Annotated in this window: 23 protein-coding genes and 1 pseudogene; 7 read left to right on the forward strand and 17 right to left on the reverse strand. The window is 65.3% G+C overall.

What is annotated here, in order from left to right; translation table 11 throughout:
- Positions 1-44 precede the first annotated feature (44 nt).
- Positions 45-218: pseudogene (locus NCR35_RS15605) on the forward strand (MFS transporter); the annotation flags it as partial.
- 201 nt (positions 219-419) lie between these two features.
- On the opposite strand, the gene NCR35_RS15610 reads toward NCR35_RS15605, so the two are convergent.
- Positions 420-824: a helix-turn-helix domain-containing protein gene (locus NCR35_RS15610; protein WP_175941921.1), complete on the reverse strand. Its 405-nt coding sequence runs from the start codon at positions 822-824 to the stop codon at positions 420-422.
- 438 nt (positions 825-1,262) lie between these two features.
- Between NCR35_RS15610 and NCR35_RS30090 the strand changes: the two genes are divergently transcribed.
- On the forward strand, positions 1,263-1,730 hold the full coding sequence (locus NCR35_RS30090) for a hypothetical protein (RefSeq protein ID WP_502801683.1): 468 nt from the start codon (positions 1,263-1,265) through the stop codon (positions 1,728-1,730).
- 218 nt (positions 1,731-1,948) lie between these two features.
- Here NCR35_RS30090 and NCR35_RS15620 read toward each other — a convergent pair whose 3' ends face one another.
- The 4 genes from NCR35_RS15620 to NCR35_RS15635 all read right to left on the reverse strand — a co-directional run bounded on the left by NCR35_RS15620 (position 1,949) and on the right by NCR35_RS15635 (position 5,495).
- Positions 1,949-2,167, reverse strand: a complete 219-nt coding sequence (locus NCR35_RS15620) for a hypothetical protein (RefSeq protein ID WP_370650694.1) — start codon at positions 2,165-2,167, stop codon at positions 1,949-1,951.
- A gap of 248 nt (positions 2,168-2,415) precedes the next feature.
- Positions 2,416-3,411 carry a luciferase-like monooxygenase gene (locus tag NCR35_RS15625; protein ID WP_250535441.1) on the reverse strand — a complete coding sequence of 332 codons (996 nt, stop codon included), beginning with the start codon at positions 3,409-3,411 and terminating at the stop codon, positions 2,416-2,418.
- Between the two features lie 153 nt (positions 3,412-3,564).
- Positions 3,565-4,380 (reverse strand): phosphate/phosphite/phosphonate ABC transporter substrate-binding protein, encoded by an 816-nt coding sequence (locus NCR35_RS15630; RefSeq protein ID WP_250535065.1) that lies wholly within the window; start codon positions 4,378-4,380, stop codon positions 3,565-3,567.
- A gap of 104 nt (positions 4,381-4,484) precedes the next feature.
- Entirely contained in the window at positions 4,485-5,495 is a 1,011-nt protein-coding gene (locus NCR35_RS15635; RefSeq protein ID WP_250535066.1) for a fatty acid desaturase, read from the reverse strand.
- 249 nt (positions 5,496-5,744) lie between these two features.
- Here NCR35_RS15635 and NCR35_RS15640 point away from each other — a divergent pair, with 249 nt between their 5' ends.
- Both NCR35_RS15640 and NCR35_RS15645 read left to right on the forward strand, forming a co-directional pair.
- On the forward strand, positions 5,745-6,788 hold the full coding sequence (locus NCR35_RS15640) for a HoxN/HupN/NixA family nickel/cobalt transporter (protein ID WP_250535067.1): 1,044 nt from the start codon (positions 5,745-5,747) through the stop codon (positions 6,786-6,788).
- A 121-nt stretch (positions 6,789-6,909) separates the two neighbouring features.
- The gene (locus NCR35_RS15645) at positions 6,910-7,785 is read left to right on the forward strand and encodes a formate/nitrite transporter family protein (RefSeq protein ID WP_250535068.1); all 876 of its coding nucleotides are present in this window, start codon (positions 6,910-6,912) and stop codon (positions 7,783-7,785) included.
- 32 nt (positions 7,786-7,817) lie between these two features.
- Here the strand turns inward: NCR35_RS15645 and NCR35_RS15650 are convergent, their stop codons facing one another.
- The 6 genes from NCR35_RS15650 to NCR35_RS15675 form a co-directional block, all read right to left on the reverse strand.
- Positions 7,818-8,120, reverse strand: coding sequence for a beta-xylosidase (locus tag NCR35_RS15650; RefSeq protein ID WP_250535069.1), 303 nt, complete (start codon positions 8,118-8,120; stop codon positions 7,818-7,820).
- A 164-nt stretch (positions 8,121-8,284) separates the two neighbouring features.
- A complete protein-coding gene (locus NCR35_RS15655; protein WP_244849358.1) occupies positions 8,285-8,587 on the reverse strand; it encodes a hypothetical protein in 303 nt (100 codons plus the stop codon).
- Positions 8,588-8,898: 311 nt separating this feature from the next.
- A complete protein-coding gene (locus NCR35_RS15660; RefSeq protein WP_206468493.1) occupies positions 8,899-9,189 on the reverse strand; it encodes a hypothetical protein in 291 nt (96 codons plus the stop codon).
- An 18-nt stretch (positions 9,190-9,207) separates the two neighbouring features.
- Entirely contained in the window at positions 9,208-9,540 is a 333-nt protein-coding gene (locus tag NCR35_RS15665) for a hypothetical protein (RefSeq protein WP_175941900.1), read from the reverse strand.
- Between the two features lie 120 nt (positions 9,541-9,660).
- Complete coding sequence (locus tag NCR35_RS15670; RefSeq protein WP_250535070.1) at positions 9,661-11,367, reverse strand: peptidoglycan D,D-transpeptidase FtsI family protein; 1,707 nt, start codon at positions 11,365-11,367, stop codon at positions 9,661-9,663.
- A 12-nt stretch (positions 11,368-11,379) separates the two neighbouring features.
- Positions 11,380-12,255, reverse strand: coding sequence for an arylamine N-acetyltransferase family protein (locus NCR35_RS15675; protein WP_250535071.1), 876 nt, complete (start codon positions 12,253-12,255; stop codon positions 11,380-11,382).
- A gap of 174 nt (positions 12,256-12,429) precedes the next feature.
- Here NCR35_RS15675 and zwf point away from each other — a divergent pair, with 174 nt between their 5' ends.
- Genes zwf through NCR35_RS15690 form a run of 3 tightly spaced genes read left to right on the forward strand, consistent with a single transcriptional unit; the run spans position 12,430 to position 15,717 of the window.
- Positions 12,430-13,986, forward strand: a complete 1,557-nt coding sequence (gene zwf / locus NCR35_RS15680; protein ID WP_250535072.1) for a glucose-6-phosphate dehydrogenase — start codon at positions 12,430-12,432, stop codon at positions 13,984-13,986.
- A 16-nt stretch (positions 13,987-14,002) separates the two neighbouring features.
- Positions 14,003-14,836, forward strand: coding sequence for an ROK family protein (locus tag NCR35_RS15685; RefSeq protein WP_284503070.1), 834 nt, complete (start codon positions 14,003-14,005; stop codon positions 14,834-14,836).
- Positions 14,833-15,717 (forward strand): HAD family hydrolase, encoded by an 885-nt coding sequence (locus NCR35_RS15690; RefSeq protein WP_250535073.1) that lies wholly within the window; start codon positions 14,833-14,835, stop codon positions 15,715-15,717. Before NCR35_RS15685 ends, NCR35_RS15690 begins: the two co-directional genes overlap by 4 nt.
- A gap of 10 nt (positions 15,718-15,727) precedes the next feature.
- Here NCR35_RS15690 and infA read toward each other — a convergent pair whose 3' ends face one another.
- The 6 genes from infA to NCR35_RS15720 form a co-directional block, all read right to left on the reverse strand.
- Positions 15,728-15,997 (reverse strand): translation initiation factor IF-1, encoded by a 270-nt coding sequence (infA, locus tag NCR35_RS15695; protein ID WP_175941889.1) that lies wholly within the window; start codon positions 15,995-15,997, stop codon positions 15,728-15,730.
- Between the two features lie 526 nt (positions 15,998-16,523).
- Positions 16,524-17,501, reverse strand: coding sequence for a magnesium/cobalt transporter CorA (gene corA, locus NCR35_RS15700; protein ID WP_244849351.1), 978 nt, complete (start codon positions 17,499-17,501; stop codon positions 16,524-16,526).
- Between the two features lie 142 nt (positions 17,502-17,643).
- A complete protein-coding gene (locus NCR35_RS15705; RefSeq protein WP_244849350.1) occupies positions 17,644-18,081 on the reverse strand; it encodes a bactofilin family protein in 438 nt (145 codons plus the stop codon).
- Positions 18,082-18,153: 72 nt separating this feature from the next.
- Positions 18,154-18,510 (reverse strand): hypothetical protein, encoded by a 357-nt coding sequence (locus tag NCR35_RS15710; protein ID WP_250535074.1) that lies wholly within the window; start codon positions 18,508-18,510, stop codon positions 18,154-18,156.
- A complete protein-coding gene (locus NCR35_RS15715; RefSeq protein WP_250535075.1) occupies positions 18,497-19,477 on the reverse strand; it encodes a M23 family metallopeptidase in 981 nt (326 codons plus the stop codon). The genes NCR35_RS15710 and NCR35_RS15715 overlap by 14 nt, the downstream gene beginning before the upstream one ends.
- A gap of 298 nt (positions 19,478-19,775) precedes the next feature.
- Positions 19,776-20,738, reverse strand: a complete 963-nt coding sequence (locus NCR35_RS15720; protein ID WP_250535443.1) for a LysR family transcriptional regulator — start codon at positions 20,736-20,738, stop codon at positions 19,776-19,778.
- Positions 20,739-20,914 lie beyond the last annotated feature (176 nt).

Consider the following 20,914-nt stretch of genomic DNA (forward strand, 5'->3'; position numbering starts at 1 on the left):
TCGACCACTCCGATGCGGCGGAAGGCGCTGTCACGTTCCGCGTGATGCGCCGGCTGCTGCTCGCGTTTCTGGATCGCGCGAACGTCGGCTTCGCGCAATAGGCCTTGCAGCAGGACACCGGCCTCACGAACGCCGCGTTCGCGTTCGGCGCGGGCGTGTTCTTTGTCGGCTATGCGATCTTCGAGGTGCCGAGCAATCTGCTGTTGCATCGCGTGGGCGTTCTGGTATCTCGACGACGATCCCGCCCGCGCCCGCTGGCTCGCGCAGGACGAGCGCGCGTGACTCGATGAGGACGCCGGCAAGCGCACCGTCGGCAAGAGCGGCCAAGTGATTCTCGGCCGCCGATGACGTTCGACGCGAGCAATATCGGTCGTTTCAACTTCTGGAAGCGGCGGGGGCTACACGATAAGCAACCCTAACTACCTGCGCGACTTCGACAGCCGGTGCGCGAGACCCAGATTCGTCGCAATTTGCCAAACATACACGCGCGAGAAGCGCACGCCGAAGCGCCGCTCGATCAGTTCGCGCAGCCGCGCATTGGTCCACGCGTCGCTCGGAAAGCCGTGTTTGCGCGGCGAATTCTGCAAGGCGGCCGCGATCCAGTCGAGCGCTGCGCGATCCAGCACGGACGTGCGACCGCCGACGCCCATTTTCGCGAGCGCATCGAGCCCGCCGTCCGACACGATGGCCCGGTAGCGGCGCACTGTCTGCACCGACAGATGCAATTCGTCGGCGACCGTCTCCACCGATGCGCCTTCCAGCAGTCTGCGCCCGGCGGTCATGCGCCGGACGACGCTCGGAAGGGTGGCGGGGCGGGACGGCATCGCGCTGGTCGCTCGGTCGCGGTCCGCGGCTTCTTCGCGCGGCCAGTCAGGCGCAGAGCGCGGCGGCGCGGCCGCGCACCATTGAGTGCGCCTCGGAGGCGCAGGGCGCGTTCAGACAGGGCGCGGCGTCACGGCGTCCGTATGCGTTCATGCGTGGCTCCTTGTCGGGAGACTGCGGAACTCGATCGGGCGTGCTTAACGGCGAAAGGATGCGCGGCGGCGAAAGCCAGGCCGGCTACTGTGGGCTACCAATAAACGTTTTACGGCGCAATGGACATGCGTCGCCGAAAATATTTCGTCTTGAATATTGAGCGTGAATTGACTATGGACGCACGTACGCGCGTATCGACGGGTGCCGATGCTCAGTGATGCGACTGTTTGTCGTCAGTCCGTGCGCGAAGACAAGCCTCGGGAACACGTCAAACGCGATAGAACTCGATGTCCTGGCCCGCATGTACCGCGCGTTTCAACCATTCCGGCATGTCGCCGACGCCGTCCCACGTGTCGCCGCTCGCGTTTCGAAAAACCGGACCCGCGCCGTTCGATACCGGCACGGACGGCAGTTTCGGCATCGCGCGATGCGGTTTCGGCGCGCCATTCGCCGCGTTCCCGTTGGTCCTGGTGAACGTGGGCGGTACGGGAGGCGCGGCCTGCGCTTCGGCTAATGCTTCGGCCAGAGCGGTTTCGGTAATCCCGAATTCGGCCATTCGGCTGCGCAAGTACGCAATGATGCTATCTCGCTTTCTTTCGTCCACGGCTTTCCTGATTCAGCTTTTTGATTTGCAGAAGACGAACCCATGCCCCGCGCGGACCGGGGCGGTTCGAAGACTTAAATATATGTATTACCAAGCGTGGCGCAGTGTTTGCCGCTCGTCAATTGGTGTATTTACCGCGAGGCTGTTTTAATCCGCCAGACTCATTGACGCAATCGCCGAATAGAGCCGGTCCGGCCATTCACTCGCTCGAGGATCACCGCGACGGACGCACGACAACAGTGCGTGCGGGAAGTCACGCCGAGAACCGCGATCCGCAGAGGGGCATGCCGGGCCGCCGCGACTATGCGACGGCCAAAAAGGCTCGCTCCAGTTGTATTGTATGCCGGTCTTGGCCGCGTTTAAAAAGTTTTAACGCGAATGTTGTTCTCCCGGTAATTCCGCACCGTGCGCGCGAATCGCGGCAATCAGTTCCGCTGGCGTTATTTCATAACGGACTTCGCGATGAATGCCGGGTTTGCGTTCATCGATCTCGATCAGCAGCACGGCCTTGCCGTCAGCAGCGGGTTCGAGCTTCAAAGAGCGCACTTCCTGGCCGGTGGTGTCGTCAAATTCGGTCAGGAGCGTCATGGCTCCGGTGGCTGCGCTTCTCGGCATCGACATTCTTCCTCCCGTCTTGCGACGCATTTGTTGTTGTTCCGCTGCATCGCCCAGCCGCGCGCAGCGAATGGGGTGCGCGCTCCAGGGACGAAACAGGGCGGATACGGCGGACGCGAAGCGCGGCGCCTGCGCGAGCGCGCTCCGGTATCTCATTATTGCCTGTCAAATGCGCGGGCGTCCAGCGCGCGAGTTTTTGCGCGCTGCGCCTGCTTTCGCCCTCAGGCGTTGGCAGCGATGGCGTCGCGGACCTGCGCCGTGATCTCGAACGAACGCAGGCGCGCCGCGTGGTCGAAAATCTGCGCGGTGACGATGAGTTCGTCCGCCTGCGTCTGGTCGATGACCGAGCGCAGCCCGGCTTCCACGTCGCTGCGATCGCCGATCACCGAGCACGACAGCGAGTGCTCGACGCCCGCGCGCTCGGCCGGCGTCCACGCGATGGATTCGACGGGCGGCGGCAGTTGTCCCGGCGTGCCACGTCGAAGATTGATGAACTGCTGTTGCAGCGATGTGAACGCAAAGCGCGCTTCGTCGGCGGTGTCGGCGGCGAAGACGTTCACGCCGACCATCGCGTAAGGCTTCTCCAGCGTGGCGGACGGCCGGAATTGCGAGCGGTAGACGTGTAACGCGGTCATCAGATAATCCGGCGCGAAATGGGACGCGAACGCAAACGGCAGCCCGAGCGCCGCCGCCAATTGCGCGGAGAAGAGCGACGAGCCGAGCAGCCAGATCGGCACATGCAGTCCCGCGCCGGGCACCGCGCGCACGCGCTGGCCTTCCACTGGATCGGCGAAATAGCGTTGAAGCTCCACGACGTCGTCGGGGAACGAATCGGCGCTGCCTTGCAGGTCGCGGCGCAGCGCGCGGGCGGTCGTCTGGTCGGTGCCGGGCGCGCGCCCGAGCCCGAGGTCGATGCGGCCGGGAAACAGCGAGGCGAGCGTGCCGAACTGCTCGGCGATGACGAGCGGCGCGTGATTCGGCAGCATGATGCCGCCCGAGCCGACGCGAATGGTCTTGGTGCCTGCCGCGATGTGCGCGATCACCACCGACGTGGCCGCGCTGGCGATGCCCGTCATGTTGTGATGCTCGGCAAGCCAGTAGCGCCGGTAGCCCCAGCGTTCGGCGTGCTGCGCGAGATCGAGCGAATGGGCGAAGGCGTCGGCGGCGGTGGAGCCGAGCGGAATGGGCGAGAGGTCCAGCAGCGAGAAGGGGATCATTGCGAGTTTGGCGTGCGACAGCGTGATGGCGTGGCGGCGGGATATGCGCATGGGCAGAGCGGCCACGCGTTGGATATCTGATTGTGCCGAAAGTCTGCGAAGTCTGCCGAAGCGGTCGCGAGCCGGTGGTTCTGAGCGGAGTATGCGCCGACGCTACGCCAGCACCGGATATCCTTGCTCCGCCGCTTCGTGTTCGTAGCGAAGGATCGGCGCGTAATCAGCCCGCGTGAGACGCACGAAGCCTTTGAGCCGCAGCCGGCTGGCGAGTGCCGGATCATGCGCGACCGTATCGCCGAGCGCGGCGGCGAGCGCATCGACGATTTCGCGCGGCACGCGTTTTGACGCGATGAACGGCAGCGCGGGCGCGCGCGCCGTCACGCCGAGTTCGCGCACGCCGGCCGCCAGTTTCGGCCGATGCGCGCGCACGAAGGCCAGCGTCACGCAGTCGATGGCGGCGATATCCGCGCTTTGCTCGATGGCGACCGCATGCAGCGACGCGAGATGTCCGCCGGTCTTCGCCACGGAAGCAAAGAAGCGCGAGCCCTGCGCAAACGGCGCCACGGCATGACGGAAAAGGTTCATGCCGCTATTCGAATCGTCGTCGTTGTAGACGGCGCGCAGCCCGCGACAGTCCGCGAGCGATGCCGCGTTCACGTGCGCGCCCGCGACGAGCACGCTGCGATAGCCGCCGCTTTCGCAGCCAGGCGCATTGAACTCGGGCGTGGCGACAAGTTGCACGCGATCATCGAGCGCATGCAGCAGCGGATACCCGCACGTCTGCGAGAGCAGCAGGTCGTCGCGCAGCCAGAAGGCGGTCAGGTCGGAAACCGAGTCGGTAATGCCGAGCGTATCGCCGCGGGCCTTCAGCGTGTCGGCGAGCCGGGCGTGCACGGCATCGAGCAACGCGCGCCAGTCGGCGGCGAGCGCGGGCGTGACGTTGTACATCGGCAGGGCGGCGGTCCAGTGCATCGTCGGGGAATGGCGGGGGATGTCGCATGGTAGCGGTAATCGCAGCGACGCGTCTTGCGGCGTCCCGGCTGCCGTAACGGACGAACGAACCGGCCGATTCTGCGTCACAAGCCGCCCGAAGCCGCCTTTGCGCCGTCCGCATGCCCGAACGTTCGCACTGCTGCGTCCTCGCCCGAGCCCGCGAACGGATGCACCGGCGCGACCGCCCGCGCGAACGCATACAGCCGGAACCACTCGCCGTATCCTTCGACGACGAAGCCGCCATTGCTCGCGCGATACGCGTCGCGCCGCTCGCGATAGATGGCAGCCAGCGCAAACCACGGCACGCCCGGCAAGTCGTGATGCACCGCGTGGAAGTTGTTGTTCAGAAAAAGCAGCCGCCACGGCCACGCGGCCTCGTTGATGACCGTTCGCTCACGCTCCGCGCTGGCCGCGCGATGCTCGTGGAACGAACGCACCGAAGCAAGCGCTAGCGCCGCATAGCCGACGCCTGCGAACGCGCGCCACGGCACGCCGCATCGAGTATCGAGCCACCACGCGAGCGCCACGAGCGCGGCGACATGCGCGAGCCAGCTCGCGACGATCCGCCAGTCGCGATCGACAATGGCCTGCGCCGCTTCCCGCCACGACGCGGCGATCGCGAACCACGGCCCGATCAGCACGCGGCCCACGAACGTGTTCCGCGCAGCGATCGCGCCACGCAATACGACGCCCGCGTTCGCCCACTGCTCTGGCGTCACGTAGTAGCTTTCGGGATCGCGGCCGGGCACGGTCAGATGCGCATCGTCGTGATGACGCAGATGCGACGCGCGATAGACCGCATACGGGAACCACACGGCGAGCGGCGCCAGTCCGAAGAGCATGTTGACGAGCGGCCAGCGCGTCGGATGCCCGTGCAACAGCTCGTGCTGTAGGGACATGTACCAGCACGACAGCACCGCGAGCAGCCCGAGCGCGAGCGGCAGTCCGAGCGTGCGCGCACTCGCCGCGACGCCGAACCAGCCGCCGTACACCGCGACGATGACGAGCCACGTCGGCCATTCGCTGCGCCAGCGCCACGACGCGCGCCGATTCTGAATTGCATCGCGTTGGGCGTCGTCGAGATAGCGTGGCATGGCGGGCTCTGAATGGCGAAGGGCCATGTTAGCCGCGTGCCGCCGCAAGCCCAACGAACGAATACGCCTATGTTTTTCGCGCAGCGCGAATTGGGGCGGTCTTTTCGTGCTCTTTTTCAAAGAATCAATAGCACTACGAATCAATGCACGTCCGCGGCACGGCCGCGTGCCCGCACGCGATTATTGGCTGCAAGCCGAAGCAAGGTATTCTCTGATGCTGTCCCCGGTTCTTCGCCGCCACGCGCCCCTATGACCCGACCCACCCATTCCGCCCGCACCGCGCGTCTTTTCGCCGGACTCATCGCGTTCAACGTGCTCGCGTGGCTCTGGGCGCTGATCGCGTTTCGTCACTATCCGCTGCTCATGGGCACGTCGCTGCTCGCGTATTCGCTGGGGCTTCGCCATGCGGTCGATGCCGATCACATCGCCGCCATCGACAACGTCACGCGCAAGCTGATGCAGCACGGCGAGCGCCCGCTCTCCGTGGGCGTCTTCTTCTCGCTCGGACATTCGACCGTCGTGATGATTGCGACCGCGCTTATCGCCGCCACCGCGCTCGCCGTGCAGGCGCGCTTTGCGGCGTTCCGCGAAATCGGCGCGCTGATCGGCACGTCGGTCTCCGCGTTTTTTCTGTTCGCCATCGCCGCGATGAATCTGGTCGTGCTGCGCGGCGTGTGGCGCGCATGCCGGCGCGCGCGCCGCGGCGACGCGCCGAACGACGACGATGCCGACCTGCTCGTCGTCGCAGGCGGCCCGCTCTCGCGCATCGCGCGGCCCCTCTTCGCGCTGATCGGCAAGAGCTGGCACATGTATCCGCTCGGCTTTCTGTTCGGCCTCGGCTTCGATACGGCAACCGAGATCGGGCTGATGGGCATTGCCGCGTCCGAAGCGGCGCGCGGCATGCCGGTATGGTCGATCCTCGTGTTCCCGCTGCTGTTCGCAGCCGGCATGTCCCTGATCGATACCGCCGATAGCCTGCTGATGGTCGGCGCGTACGGCTGGGCATTCATGAAGCCGGTGCGCAAGCTCTACTACAACCTCACGGTGACGCTGGCCTCCGTCGTGATCGCGGTGTTCGTCGGCAGCGTCGAGGCGCTCGGCCTGCTCGCGGATCGCCTGCAACTCAAGGGCGGCCTGTGGGATGTCGCCGCGCGTCTCTCGGACCACTTCGGCGCGCTCGGCTATGCGGTCATCGGCCTCTTCGCCGCGTGCTGGCTGGCCTCGGCGCTGCTCTACAAGTGGCGCGGCTACGATGCCGCCGACGACGCGCTCGACTCGGGCATCGCGCGCTAGCTTCGACGTTCGCCCTCCGCGCCAGCTTTCGTTTTCCTGATGCGGGCATCGTTTCTGCTGTCCATCAGCGCCTGCCGTTCATCGGCTTCGGCATCGAACGGCTCTCAGGGAGAACACAACCATGGCAGATACGCAGGACAACTCGCGCGAGGGTTCCGCAGGCGCGGAATCACCGAATCTCGACGATGCACAACGCGAACAGGCGGCCCAGCATTCCACGCCGCACGCGCTCGTCATCCACGAAATCGTGCGGGAAGAAGGCGAGGCCGCGATGGAGCGCACCTTCGCCGCGCTGATGTGGTCCGCGCTCGCCGCCGGCCTGTCGATGGGCTTTTCGTTTCTCGTGCAGTCGATACTGGAAAGCGCGATGCCCGAGTCGAAGTCGAGCCACCTCTTCACGAGCCTGGGCTATACCATCGGCTTCGTCATCGTCATTCTGGGGCGGCAGCAGCTCTTCACGGAAAGCACGCTGACGGCGGTGCTGCCCGTCCTCACGCGCCGCGACATGAAGACGGTCGCCAAGACCTTGCGCCTGTGGATCATCGTGCTCGTGTTCAATCTGATCGGGACGGCGATCTTCGCGAGTCTGCTGCAACTTCCCGGCGTGTTCTCGCCGGAGGTGACCGAGGCGCTCGCCAAGGTCGCGAAGGCGCCGTTTTCCGGCAGCTTCGGCGTGACGGTGGCGCGGGCGTTGTTCGCGGGCTGGCTGATCGCGCTGATGGTCTGGTTGCTGCCGAGCGCGAAATCGGCGCGTCTGCTCACGATTCTGCTCGTCACGTACACCGTGGCGGTCGCGAAGCTCTCGCACGTGATCGCGGGCTCCGTCGAAGCGGCGTATGCGGTCATGTCGGGCGCGGCCAGCATCTCCGACTACTTCTTCGTGTTCCTCGTGCCGACGCTCATCGGAAATATTCTCGGCGGCGTGTCGCTCGTGGCGATCGTCAATCACGCCGCCATCGCGCCGGAAATCAACGGCACGCCGCAGAACGCCGACTAAGCGGACTAAGCGGAAGTACGGCGCGGCGCGCGCTACTTGTTGTTGCCCGCGCCCGTGCCGTACAACCCGTTGTTGAAGCCGCCGGCGCCGTTCGTCGAGTGTTCCTTGCCGACGGTCTTCCCACGCGATGCGCCCGCCGCGTCCTTCGACTGCGGCTTCTGCGTCTCATGCACGGCGACGCCGGACGGATTGGCCCGCGCAGTCGAATCGGACGTGCGGTTCTCCTGCTGATCCGAGCCTTCCGGTTTCGTGATCTGCGCGCTCGCGCACAGGCTCGTTGCGGCGGCGAGGCCCGCGAGCAGCGTGGCGGCGATTCGTTTGCGGGATGCGGACATGAGGTCTCCATGCAGTTCGTGAGCCAAGAGCCGAGCACGAACGATGCCTGAGAGCGCCTCCGCCATGTCGGCCCGAACCCCTCGCTGGCGAGCCTGAGCGCCCGCCGGCCGGACCGTACGGGCGATGAGCGTCGCGCACGTGGCGCGAGTGGCGAAAGCGGCGGTCAGGCCGCTTTCGCCCAAAGCCTGTTGGTCGACCTTTTGCGGCTGCCGCCGTCGCGCGGATGGATGTGGACGGCATCGAGCGCCGCGCGCAGCGCCTCGATGCGCTGCTTCTGCGCGGGCACGAGCGCATAACCGCTGACGACGGCCGCAAGCCGCTCGCGCCAGTATTCGACGTTGAGCGTTCCGGACGACTGGCTCTTCATCGTGCGAAGCTGCGCCACCGCGCGTTCGATGTGCTGCAACTCGACGTCCGCCATCGCCGAGGGCAGCAGACTGCCCTTGGTCTCGCTTTTCTTCTTCATTGTTGGTCTTCCTCTCAGCCGCGCGGCGTGACGCTGTCTCGCGTCTCCCATCGCACGGGCACCCCGTTCACCCGCGCGTTTTCTATTGAAACGTCGCGGGCGGCCCTTGCTCATTTTCTAAAATTGTTCGGGCGTGACCGGCAGGCGTGATCCGCGGTCTTGCTTCGCGGCTGCCAACGGTACGACCGTTGACAAAAATGTACGCAACGGGGGCCTGTTGCCTCCGTCTGTCATCGCACATTGATCAAGGGCTGGCGCGTTTTTCGATGCTGCGCCGCGCCACGCCGAGCGTGCAGGGGCGGGCGGCGAATCTAGTCCGCGTCGTCGGAAGAAGGCTTTTCCGCGCGCTTGCCGCTGCGCCCGATCTGCGCTTCGAGCGCTTCGTCGAGCTTGCTGACCTTGCGCGGTTTCGCGGGTTCGCGTGCGTTGACGAACGCGATGAAGTCGTCCATCGGCAACGGGTCGCACAGCTTCTTCGAGCCTTCTGCTGCGCGTTCTACCAGATAGAAGTAGCCGCCCGGCATGCTCACGGCCGCGTAATGCGGATTGCCGCTGCGTGTCTTGAGCCGTTCTACGGCGCTGATGGCCCGGGTCGAGCGCATGATGCTAAGCCCGTCCGCTCACGGCGCGCACTTCTTGCCCGCGCCTTCGATCCACATGTTCGACACGTGGCGCTCGCCGGGGTAGAAGCGGTAGGTGGTCTCGCCGTTGTCGTAGCGGACCTTGACGACGTTCGAGTCGCCGAATTCGAGCATGGTGCCTTGCGGAATCGCCGTCTGCTTATAGGTGGCGTTGTGCTTCTTCGCTTCGTCGGTAATGCACTGGACGATGCTCGCAACCTCGTTGTGCGTCGATGCGGCTTCGACTTCCGGCTGGCCGGCGTCTTCGTTATGAAAGCGGCCGCAAGCGGCGATGAGAAGGGGCAGCGCGAGGGCCGCAGCGAGTTTCTTCATGATCTTCCCGGTTTGAGGGTGGGCAATCGAACGCTCCATTAGAGCACAGCGTCTTTACAGTCCGGCGCAGTGTCGGACGGAGCAACCTCCGCGCCCGCACGTCTAAGGGTAGCGCCTCGCTCATGCGTCGGGCGGCACGCCCAGAAGCGGCAAAGTCCCTCCGACGATGCCCGAGAACACCGGCCCCGCGACGGTCCCGCCGTAGTACGCGCCGCCGGATGGCTCGTCGATCATCACGGCGACGATCACGCGCGGATCGCTCATCGGCGCGATGCCGACGAACGACGCGCGATACTTGTTCGCCGCATACGACCGCCCAATTTGCTTGCGCGCGGTGCCCGTCTTGCCGCCCACGCGATAGCCCTCGACCGCGGCGGCGCGTCCGGTGCCGTCCGATCCTGTGGCCGCTTCGAGCATGTGGCGCACGGCGGCGGCCGTCGCGGGCCGCACGACCGGCGTGCCCGGGGGGCGCGTTTCGCCGTGGATCAGCGTCGCTGCGTGAAAGCGCCCGTCGCCGGCATACGCCGTGTAGATCTGCGCGATCTGCAGGAGCGACAGCGACAGGCCGTAGCCGTAAGCCATCGTGGCCTGTTCGATCGGCTTCCAGCGTTCCGGCGCGCGCAGCCGTCCCGTGGCCGCGCCGGGGAACGTCAGTTCCGGCGCCTGCCCGATGCCGTATTCGCGGTACTTGTCCCAGATGGTCCGCGCGGGAATCTTCAGCGCGAGCTGCGTCAGCGCCACGTTGCTCGACATTTGCACCGCCTCCGACACCGTGATGACGCCGTGATTCGACGTGTCGTGAATCACGTTCGGCCCGATCTTAAGCGTGCCGGGGTTTGTGTCGATGCGCGTGTCCGGCCGCACGTGACCCAGGTCGATGGCGAGCGCGGCCACGAGCGGCTTGATCGTCGAGCCCGGCTCGAACGTATCCGTGAGCGCGCGGTTGCGAAGCTGCTCGCCCGTGAGACGGCGGCGGTCGTTGGGATCGAAGCTCGGGTAATTGGCGAGCGCCAGCACTTCGCCGTTCTTCGCGTCGAGCACGACGACGCTGCCCGCGCGCGCCCGATGCTTCGCGACGGCCGCCTTGAGTTGCGAATGCGCGAGTTGCTGGATACGCCGGTCGATCGTCAAGTGGATGGTTTCGCCGTTCTGCGGCATCTCCGTTTCGCCGATCTGCGATACCACGCGGCCGAGCCGGTCGCGGATGACTTCGCGCTGCCCGGCCGAACCGGCGAGGCGCGCGTCGGCGGCGAGCTCCACGCCTTCCTGACCGCGATCCTCGTTGTCCGTGAAGCCGACGACATGCGCCGCCGATTCGCCTTCGGGATAGAAGCGTTTGGTGTCCGGGACGAGGGTGATGCCCGCGCGACCGATTTCCGCGATGCGCTCGGCCGTTTCTGCATCCACCTGGCGCTTGAGCAGCACGAAGCTGCGATCCGTGCCGATGCGGCGGGTGAGTTCGCTCGCCGGAAAGTCGAGCAGCTTGGCGATGTCGTCGGCGCGGGCGGCGTCGAAACGCTTTGGGCTCGCCCAGACTTCGTACGTGGCGAGGCTGACCGCGAGCATCGCGCCGTTTCTGTCGACGATGCGCCCGCGCGTGGCGTCGAGCGCGAGCGTTCGCTGGTAGCGCTTCTGTCCTTCGCCGATATAGAACGCGTGATCGACCACCTGCACCCACAGCGCGCGCCCGGCGAGCGCGAGGAACGCGGCGGTGACGCCCGCCAGCACGAACCTAGAGCGCCACGCGGGCAGCCGTTGCGCGAGCATGGCGCTGCGATGATGCGTGTGGAATTCGCGGCTGCCGCGCGTTTTATTGCTCTTGAACATCGGCGCGATGCGTCAGGCGGGATCGGACTGCGCGAGGCGCGCGAGCGCTGCGTCGAGATCGGACGAAGCGATGGAGCCGTCCGCATCGGGCAGACGAATGCCGAGATCCTCGCTCAACACGCGCCGAAGCGCATCGACGCCGACCAGTTCGCGATGCGTGGTGCCGTCGCGTTCGTCGTGCAGCGACAGGCGCTGGTCGAAGAGCCCGTAGCGGCGTCCCGGCGCAAGCCGCGCAGCAAGGAGGTGATGCACGAAGATCGACTGCGGATACGTGGAGACGAAGTAGTTCGACATCTCGTAGTCGATGTCGTATTGCGGATCGAAGTCGAAGCGGTAGATGGCCGTCCACGTTCCGTCGATGAGCGCTTCCATCCGATAGTTCGGCAGACCCGCGTCCCAGTCGATGCGTTGCAGCCTGAACGCGCCATGCGGCGTGATCTGCTCCAGACCGCCTTGCAGCGCGAGCGGCGCGGAAAGCGTCATGCCGCCGAAACCGACATCCGCGACGAACGCGCCTTCGTCCAGTTCCACGACGAGCAGCATGTGCGAGCGCGGCGGCATGACCGACGGATCGCGGCCCCACAGCACGCGGCCCGCGTAGCTTTTCACGCGAAAACCCAGTGCTTCGAGTACGCTGCGGAAAAGCAGATTGTGTTCGTAGCAGTAACCGCCGCGCCCGTTCGTAATCAGCTTGCGTTGAATCGAAGCAAGATCGATCCGGACTGGACGGCCGAGCAGCACGTCGAGATTCTCGAACGGTATCGCCTGAGGATGCAGCAGATGCAGCGCGCGCAGCGTGTCGAGCGTGGGCGCGGGCCGCTCGCCGCCGCCAAAGCCGATGCGTGCGAAGTAGGCGGGCAGGTCGATGAGCGTGTCGAGTGAAGTCATGTCGATGTTGGCCTCGTGCTGCGAAGTCGCGCAAGCATTCTACGACACGCGAAGCCGAAAATTACAGATAGCCTACGAACGAAGCGGGCGCCGTAAGAAGCGATGCGCGATTGAACTGTGCCGCGTCGCAGAAGGTCTTTCCATTTTCGCTCAACGGATGAGGACACCCACGTCATGCCGAACGATGCAGACAATAGCAATCAGGCAAGTGCTTCGAAACCGTCTTCAGCGTCGCCCGCAGCGAAGCGCCGCGCGCCTGCGTGCACGCTCGTGATCTTCGGCGCGGGCGGCGATCTCACGCGGCGGCTTCTGATGCCCGCGCTCTACAACCTCTCCGCCGACGGTCTGCTCGACGACGACATGCAGATCATCGGCGTGAATCACGGCGAGCGCGAGACCTCCGCGTGGCGCGACGAGCTCACCGAGTCGCTGCGCAAGTTCGCCGCCGACAAGGCCAGCACCTTCCATACGTCGAAGCTGAACGAAGACGCGTGGAATCGCGTCGCGAACAAGCTCGAATACTTCGCGGGCGAGTTCGACGACGAAGAGACCTTCGCGCGGCTCGAAGCGCGTCTCACCGAGATGAAGAGCCGCAATGTCGTCTTCTATCTCGCCGTGAGCGCGCGGTTCTTTGCGCCGATCGTGGAACATCTCGGGCGCGCCGGGCTTCTGGAGGAGCAAGACGGCGCCTTCAGGCGGCTCGTCATCGAAAAGCCGTTCGGCACCGACCTCGCTTCGGCGCAGGCGCTCAACCGCTGCATCCTCGCGTATGCGAAGGAATCGCAGATTTATCGCATCGACCATTTTCTCGGCAAGGACACGGTGCAGAGCATTCTGGCCGTGCGTTTCGCGAACGCCATGTTCGAGCCGGTCTGGCGGCGCGAATACATCGATCACGTGCAGATCACGGCGTCGGAGACCATCGGCGTGGAAGGGCGCGGCAGCTTTTACGAGCAGACCGGCGCGTTCCGCGACATGGTGCCGAACCATCTGTTCCAGCTGCTCGGCATGGTGGCGATGGAACCGCCGAATTCCTTCGACGCCGAAGCCGTGCGCGACAAGAAGGCCGAAGTTTTCGACGCGATGAAGCCGCTTACGGCGCGCGACGTGGTGTTCGGGCAATATGAGGCCGGCGCGGCGGGACCGGGCTATCGCGAAGAGCCGGGCGTCGCAAAGGACAGCCGCACCGAAACGTATGCGGCGGCGCGCGTCTTCATCGAAAACTGGCGCTGGGCCGGCGTGCCGTTCTATCTGCGCACCGGCAAGCGGCTGACGGAGCGCCGCACGGAGATATCGGTGCAACTGAAGGCGGTTCCGTTCCGGTTGTTCCGCGACACGCCCGTCGACGAGCTGACGCCGAACGTCTACACGCTGCGTATCGACCCGGCGCACGGCACGAGCTTCGACTTCAACGTCAAGGTGCCGGGCCCGGTGATGCAGATGGGCGCAGTGCGCTCGGCGTTCGATTACGGCGACTTCTTCGCCGAGCGCGCGAACGTCGGTTATGAAACGCTGCTCTACGACTGCATGCTCGGCGACGAAACGCTGTTTCAGCGCGCGGACAGCATCGAGACGGCGTGGGCGGCGGTGGAACGCGTGCTGCATCCGCAGAGCGACCTGCCTGTGCATGGCTACGCGGCGGGCAGCGCCGGGCCGGAAGAAGCCGACCGTCTGCTCGCCGAAGACGGCCGCGCGTGGCGTCCGCTGACCGACACACTCAAGAAGAACTGATTTCTGGATAACAACGATGACAAGCGTGAGCACGGAAACCCGAACGAAGCAAAGAAAGCGCGCGAGCACCGCGAAGGGGACGGTGAAGGCGGACCGCATTCTCGCCATCGACATCGGCGGGACAGGGCTCAAGGCCGCGGTGCTGTCCGAAGACGGCGAGATGAAAAGCGAGCGCGTGCGCGTGCCGACGCCCAAGCCCGCGATGCCCGACGTGGTCGTCGATACGCTCGTCGCGCTCGTGCAGCCGATTCTCGCTGAGCCGCCGACGCACATTTCGATCGGCTTTCCCGGCGTGGTGCGCGATAACGTCGTGCTGACCGCGCCGAATCTCGGCAACGAATACTGGCGGCGCGTGCCGCTTGCGGACATGATCTCCCAGCGTCTCGGCGGCATGCCGGCGCGCATGATCAACGATGCCGAAATGCAAGGACTCGCGGCTATCGAAGGTCGCGGCCTGGAGTTCGTGCTGACGCTCGGCACGGGCGCGGGCACCGCGCTCTTTCGCGACGGCGAACTCATGCCGCATCTGGAACTCGCGCATCATCCGGTGTCGAAAAGCCGAACCTACGACGAATACATCGGCAACGCGGCGCGCGAGAAAGCCGGCAACAAGCGCTGGAACCGCCGCGTCGAGAAGGTGCTCGGCATCCTCGACACGCTCGTCAATTTCGACAAGCTGTGGATCGGCGGGGGCAACGCCACGCATCTGAACTTCGAGTTGCCGCCGAACGTGGCGGTCGTATCGAACGCGGCGGGCATCGAGGGCGGCGCGAAGCTGTGGCATCCGCGTTCGGTTCGCGAGACTCGCCAACTCTCCGACTTCAATCAGCGCGAAGGAGCGCCTTCATGAATGCCAATGGCCAATTCGGTTTGCACAGCATAAGCGGCGACGCCGCCGCCGCGTTCGAGGCGCTCGCGCACGTGCAGCTCGTCGTCTCGGACTGCGACGGCACGCTGCTTCACACCGACAAGTCGATCAGCGAACCCGCGAAGGACGCGGTGCGGCGTCTGCGGCAAGCGGGCGTCGAGTTCACCGTCGCGAGCAGCCGGCCGGGCGCGGGCATGCGTTATATCGTGGAGACGCTCGGCGTCGACATGCCGTATGCGTCGTATAACGGCGGCAATCTCGTTCAGCCGGGCACGTGGGAAGTGCTCGCCGCGCACAAGCTGCCGCGCGATGCCGTGCAGACGTCGCTCGAGGCGCTCGCGTCCGCGGGCGTGGATGCGTGGGTGTTCGTTGGCGACGTGTGGTATCTGACCAATCCCGATGGCGCGTACGTGCCGCGCGAACGGCGCACGGTCGGCTATGACGGCGTGCTCGTGCAGCGTTTCGACGATGTGGATCTGGATGCCGTCGACAAGATCGTCGGTTCGACGGCGGACGCGCCGCTGCTCGAGCGCGTCGAAGCGCAGTTGCAGACACAGTTCGAAGGGCGCGCGAACGCGGCGCGCTCGCAGAGCTATTACCTCGACATCACGCATTTGCTCGCCAATAAGGGCGACGCGGTGCGCGAACTGGCGAAGCGCCGCAACGTGCCGCTCGAGCGCGTGGCCGTGCTCGGCGACATGAGCAACGATATCGCGATGTTCGACATTGCGGGGACGTCGATTGCGATGGGACAGGCGTCGGAGGCGGTGCAACGACGCGCGAGCCTCGTCTCGTCGACGAACGACGAGGACGGCTTCGCGGTGGGAATCAACGCGCTCTTGTCGGCGCGTGGTGTAGCGTGATACGGCTGATTCAACGGCGGCGCATCGGCGCGCGGGCTGCGCCGCCGCCGCTTGCGCGTTCGTCTTTGTGACGGAAGTTGATGCGGCCCTTCGTCATGTCGTACACCGACATTTCCAGCGTCACGCGGTCGCCGGCCAGAATGCGAATGTGGTTCTTGCGCATGCGGCCCGAGGCATAAGCGCCGACGACGACGCCGTTGTCCAGCGTCACGCGATAGCGGCTGTCGGGAAGCACTTCGTCAACGATACCGTCGAGTTCGATGAGTTCTTCTTTCGCCATTTGAGCTCCTGTTCAAGTAATAGTGGGTGCCGCGCCGCTCGACGCCACGCAACGGCATTCGCGAGTGTCGGCGGGCGACGGTGCGCAGAGCGCATCGCCGCTGCAACGCGTCGGAAGCGAAGTCGGGCGTGAGCCGGCGCGCTCGAACGACGAACGCGCCGCGTCTTGCTTTCAGGCTCGTGGCGAGCTTGACGGCATAGGCCGGAACGACGGAACTCGCCTTCGAGCGGCAAGCCCTGGCCGGCATGACCGGGACGGCGACGCCGGCTCCCTGCGAGGCTTCGACCGAGATTCAGGGCGATGCCGCGAGTGCCGACGTGCGGTGTGATGCGGTGAATGGGTCTGCTGTGACTGGCAGGTGCGGTCAGAAAGCCGAAATACAAGCTACTGAGACAAGCTACTGACCAAGCACTGAGGCTGCGTCGCGACAGAATCCGTTTAGACAGAGGAAACCGCGCAAAAGTTCCTTGCGCGATGCCCGGCGAATGGTGCTGATTTCTTGCGATGACTTCGCATCGAACCCGTATTATAACCAACCTGCCTTCTTGAAGCGCCAGTACAGCACGATATCGACGAGCAACATCGCGCCGAGGCACGCCGGATAGCCATACGTCCAGTCCAGCTCCGGTATCCGGTGGAAGTTCATGCCGTAAATGCCGGCGATCATCGTCGGCACCGCGAAAAGGGCGGCGAACGAGCCGAGGCGCTTCGTCACTTCGCTTTCCGCCAGCGCGATCAGGCCCAGGTTCACCTGAATGGCCGTCACGATCATTTCCCGGCGGCCTTCGATCGTCTTCACGATGCGCAGCAGGTGGTCGTAGACGTCGCGGAAATATTCCTGCATGCCCGCGCATACGCCCGGCGGCCGCCCGCCGTAGAGCTTGCTCACGGCTTCGAGCAGCGGCGCCGTGTGATGCTGCATGAGCGTCATGCGGCGCTTGAGCGAATACAGGTCTTCGATGATCTCGCGCGACGCCGCCGAGCCGTTGCGCTCGAAGATGCGCTCTTCCACTTCGTCGAGGGCATTGCCGAGCGCTTCCAGCACAGGGAAATAGCGATCGACGACGGCATCGAGCAGCGCGTACATCACGAACGCCGGGCCGTGCTTGAGCAACTGCGGTTCGCGCTCGCAGCGTTTGCGCACTTCCTGAAACCCTTGCGTAGTGCGGTTGCGCACGGAGATCACGTAGTTGCGCCCGACGAAGACGTTGATCTCGCCGACGAGCAGTTCGCCTTCCTCGTCGAATTCGACGGTATGGAACACCGCGAAAAGCGAATCGCCGTACTCCTCGATCTTGGGCCGCTGATGCCCGTGTTGCGCGTCCTCGACGGCCAGTTCATGCAGGCCGAACTGATGCGCCATGTGCGCGAGCTCGCCCGGACCGGGCTCCTTCAACGCGACCCAGATGAACGAGTCGGGCAGGTCCCGGTACGTATTGATGTCGTCGATTTGTACGTCTGCGAGCTTTCGGCCGTTCTGATAAGCCGCGCAATTGACCAGCATGGGGCGCCCTTGTTATGTCGATGTAATCAGGCACGCGCCTTTTGCGGAATGCACGACAGGCGCGGGCGCGCGGACTTCATCGTGGAAATCTTAGCGGATCGCGACGCGCCACGCGCCCTGTATTTGCACGCGCGAGCGGCGCTCAGCTTGCCGTGTAGTCGAGCTGCGGCACGACTTCCGCGGCGGGCAGCGCGGCGACGTTCGACTGCATCGCGTCGAGCTTGGTCAGCTTGCCTTCGACCGTCGCGCCGACGTCCATGCGCAGCTTCTGATAGTAGATGTTGCCGTGCACGTGCGCATTCGACTGGAGTTCGACGAAATGCGCGACCATTACGTCGCCGACCACGCGGCCGTTGATGATGACGTCGTAGGCGCTGACGTTGCCGTGAATCGCGCCCTGATCGCTCACGACGAGCAGCGATTCGTCGCCGGCGCGGCCGGTGACGTTGCCCGTCACCTGACCGTCCATGCGCAGGCCTTCGCTGAATTCGAGGTCGCCCGAAATATGGACGTTCTGCGCGATCAGGGTGGAGAGCTTGGCCGGCTTGACGCCTTGCGAATCTTTCTTCGATGAAAACATGGCGGTTCCTTGCGATGCGGTAAAGGTGGCTTCGCGATCACGCGTCATTGCGTGCTCGGTCGGTCGGATGAATCAGCGTTGCTTTTTCAAAAAGGCGAGGTCGGTTTGCAGCCGCTCGATCTGCGCGGCGCTTTGCATGGCGCGCTGTTCGAGCGCGGCGCGCGCTGCCGTCTGCTGTTCCAGCGCGAACTGCGCATGCGCCAGTTCTTCGCGCAGCTTTTGCTCGGACACGGGCGGCGCGCAGAGCACGTCGAGCTTGCGCGCCTGTTCGTGCGAGGTCTTGAGCGCATAGCCGGCCGCGACGAGCGCGCCGATCGCGCAGATCGCCGCGATCACGCCGGGGACATACGCGGTGCTGCGCTTGGGCGTGAGCGCATAGGAGCGTTGGGTCAGCTTCAGCGAGACCCGCTTCGAATCAGCCTTGCGCATTGGGTTTCTGCCTGAAGAGCATGAGATAAGGCTTCGGATTGAGCTGCGCGCCGCCCACGATCACTTCGAAGTGCAGATGCGGCCCGGTCGAGCGGCCCGTCGAGCCGACTTCTGCGATCTCGTCGCCCGGCATCACGAACTGGCCTTCGGTCACGAGAATGCGCGACGCGTGGCCGTAGCGCGTCACCGTGCCGTTGCCGTGGCGGATATCCACCGCGTTACCGTAGCCGTTGCGCTCGCCCGCCTGAATGACGCGCCCGCCCGCGCTCGCGAGAATCGGCGTGCCGGTCGGCGCGACGAGATCGAGTCCCGGATGAAAGCTCACATGTCCGGTGAACGGATCGATGCGGTTGCCGTACGGCGAGCCGAAGCGCGAGCCGGGCGCGGGATCGCGGCCGGGAAACGCCATGTACGCGGTGTAATGCGCGATCGCCTGGCCTTGCAACTGCGAGAGCGTGTCGCTCAGGCAGCCGATGACCTTCTGCGCGTTCTTGAGGCGCTCTGACGGCGTGCCGTCGTGAGCGCGCTCCGCGTTGCAAAGACGCGGCGGCAGTTCGGGACCGCCCGCGCCGTCGAGCGCGCTGGCGGCGCCTTCGCTGTCGGGCAGCGGCGGCACGTCGTGGACGCCGGCCGCCGTGCCCGCGCCGGGCGCGGCCTTCAGCCGGTTATCGAAATCGCGCAACTCGCCGACTTGGGCCGCGAGCGCCGCGACGCGCGGGACGAGCGCGCCGATGTCGGCGTCGATGCGCCCGAGCTGCTCGATCTCGTAGGAGCGGCGCGACACGAACGCCTGCTCCTCGCCGAGATGACTGCGCGCGAACGTCGTGCCGATGGCGATGCCGAGCGCGAGCGCGGCGATCAGAAGCGCAATCAGCCCGATGACAGCGATGGTGCGGGCCGTGCGCGCTTCGACGAAGCGCACGCGCTGGCTCGACACGGAGCGTCTTGACCAGATGACGAACGACATCAGCGAACGGCGGGCAGTGAGCCGGCGCGCGCGTCCGGACTAGGTTGAATTAGGAGAAAGCTCAATCGATTCACGGAGATAGCAACGCCGCGACGGACGACGCGATAAAGCGGGGCCGGCGATGATGCCGCACGATGGCCCGGCGCGCCGACAGTTCGTCGGGATGGCGAATCAAATTAATACGAACCCGGCGGATGACGCCGGTTGCGATGCGTGGACGCATCGCCGGAAAGCGGCCATTAAACCACTTGCGCGCGCCAACAACGTCAAAAAGGTTGAACGTGTCGCGAAAGTATCGTCAGGATGACTTGATGTCTACCCAGGCGATCTCGGGCGCGTCCCCCATGAGGAACGCGTGGTTCAGCTCGGCGGCCGCGCGCAAGTAGTCCCAAACGGCGGTGATGCGCCTCAACCGGCGCAAGTCTTCGCGACACGACAGGAAGAAGGCGCGCGTCACGACGATTTCTTCAGGTAGCACGGGCACGAGCCGCGCGTCGGGCGACGCCATGAAGCACGGCAGAATGGCGAGCGCGCGTCCCTGCAACGCGGCGTGGTACTGCGCGATCGCGCTCGTGCTGCGCCAGCGCGACACCGCGCCGGGCACCGCGCGCTCCAGATACAGCAGTTCGTGACTGAACGCGAGGTCGTCGATATAGCTCGCGAAGCGGTGATCGCGCAGATCGTCTTTCGCGCGAATCGGCGCATGGGCGTCGAGATAGCCGGGCGTCGCGTAGAGCTTCAGCCGATAGTCGCAGAGCTTGGTGTAGACGTACTGCCCTTGCTCGGGGCGTTCGAGCGTCACCGCGATATCCGCCTCGCGCTTCGAGAGGCTCACGAAGTGCGGCACCGGCAACAGGTCGATGGAGATGTTCGGATGCGCGTCCTGAAACCGGGCGAGATGTGGCGCGAGAAAGAAGCAGCCGAAGCCTTCCGTCGACCCGACGCGCACGTGACCCGACAGCGCGTGCCCCGTGTTAGCGATCTGCTCGGCGGCGGACTGCACCGTGGTTTCCATCGCGTCGACGAAGCCGAGCAGGCGCTGGCCCTCGGCGGTCAGCACGAAGCCGCCGCTGCGCGATTTGTCGAAGAGCAGCGTGCCGAGCGCGTCTTCGAGCGCGCGCACGCGCCGCGCGACCGTCGTGTAATCGACGCCCAGGCGCTTGGCCGCGCCGCTCGCGCGCTGCGTGCGCGCCACTTCGAGGAAATAACGCAGGTCGTCCCAGTTCAGTTTCGCGGCGTCGAACTTCGGGCCTTTTTGCATATCGGTCGGGTGTTTTTCCAGTGCCAGGGCGGACTTTTGCATAACTATACTCAAAGGCACGAGCCTGCCGAATAGCGGGCCGAGACCTATAACGGAGACGACATGCCTTTTCCCCCGACGCTCTTCCCGCGTCACGCCCGCGCGTCTTCGCTCCTTTCTCCGCACTGTTCCAATCG

This window comes from Caballeronia sp. AZ10_KS36 (assembly GCF_023631105.1).
GTDB lineage: Bacteria > Pseudomonadota > Gammaproteobacteria > Burkholderiales > Burkholderiaceae > Caballeronia.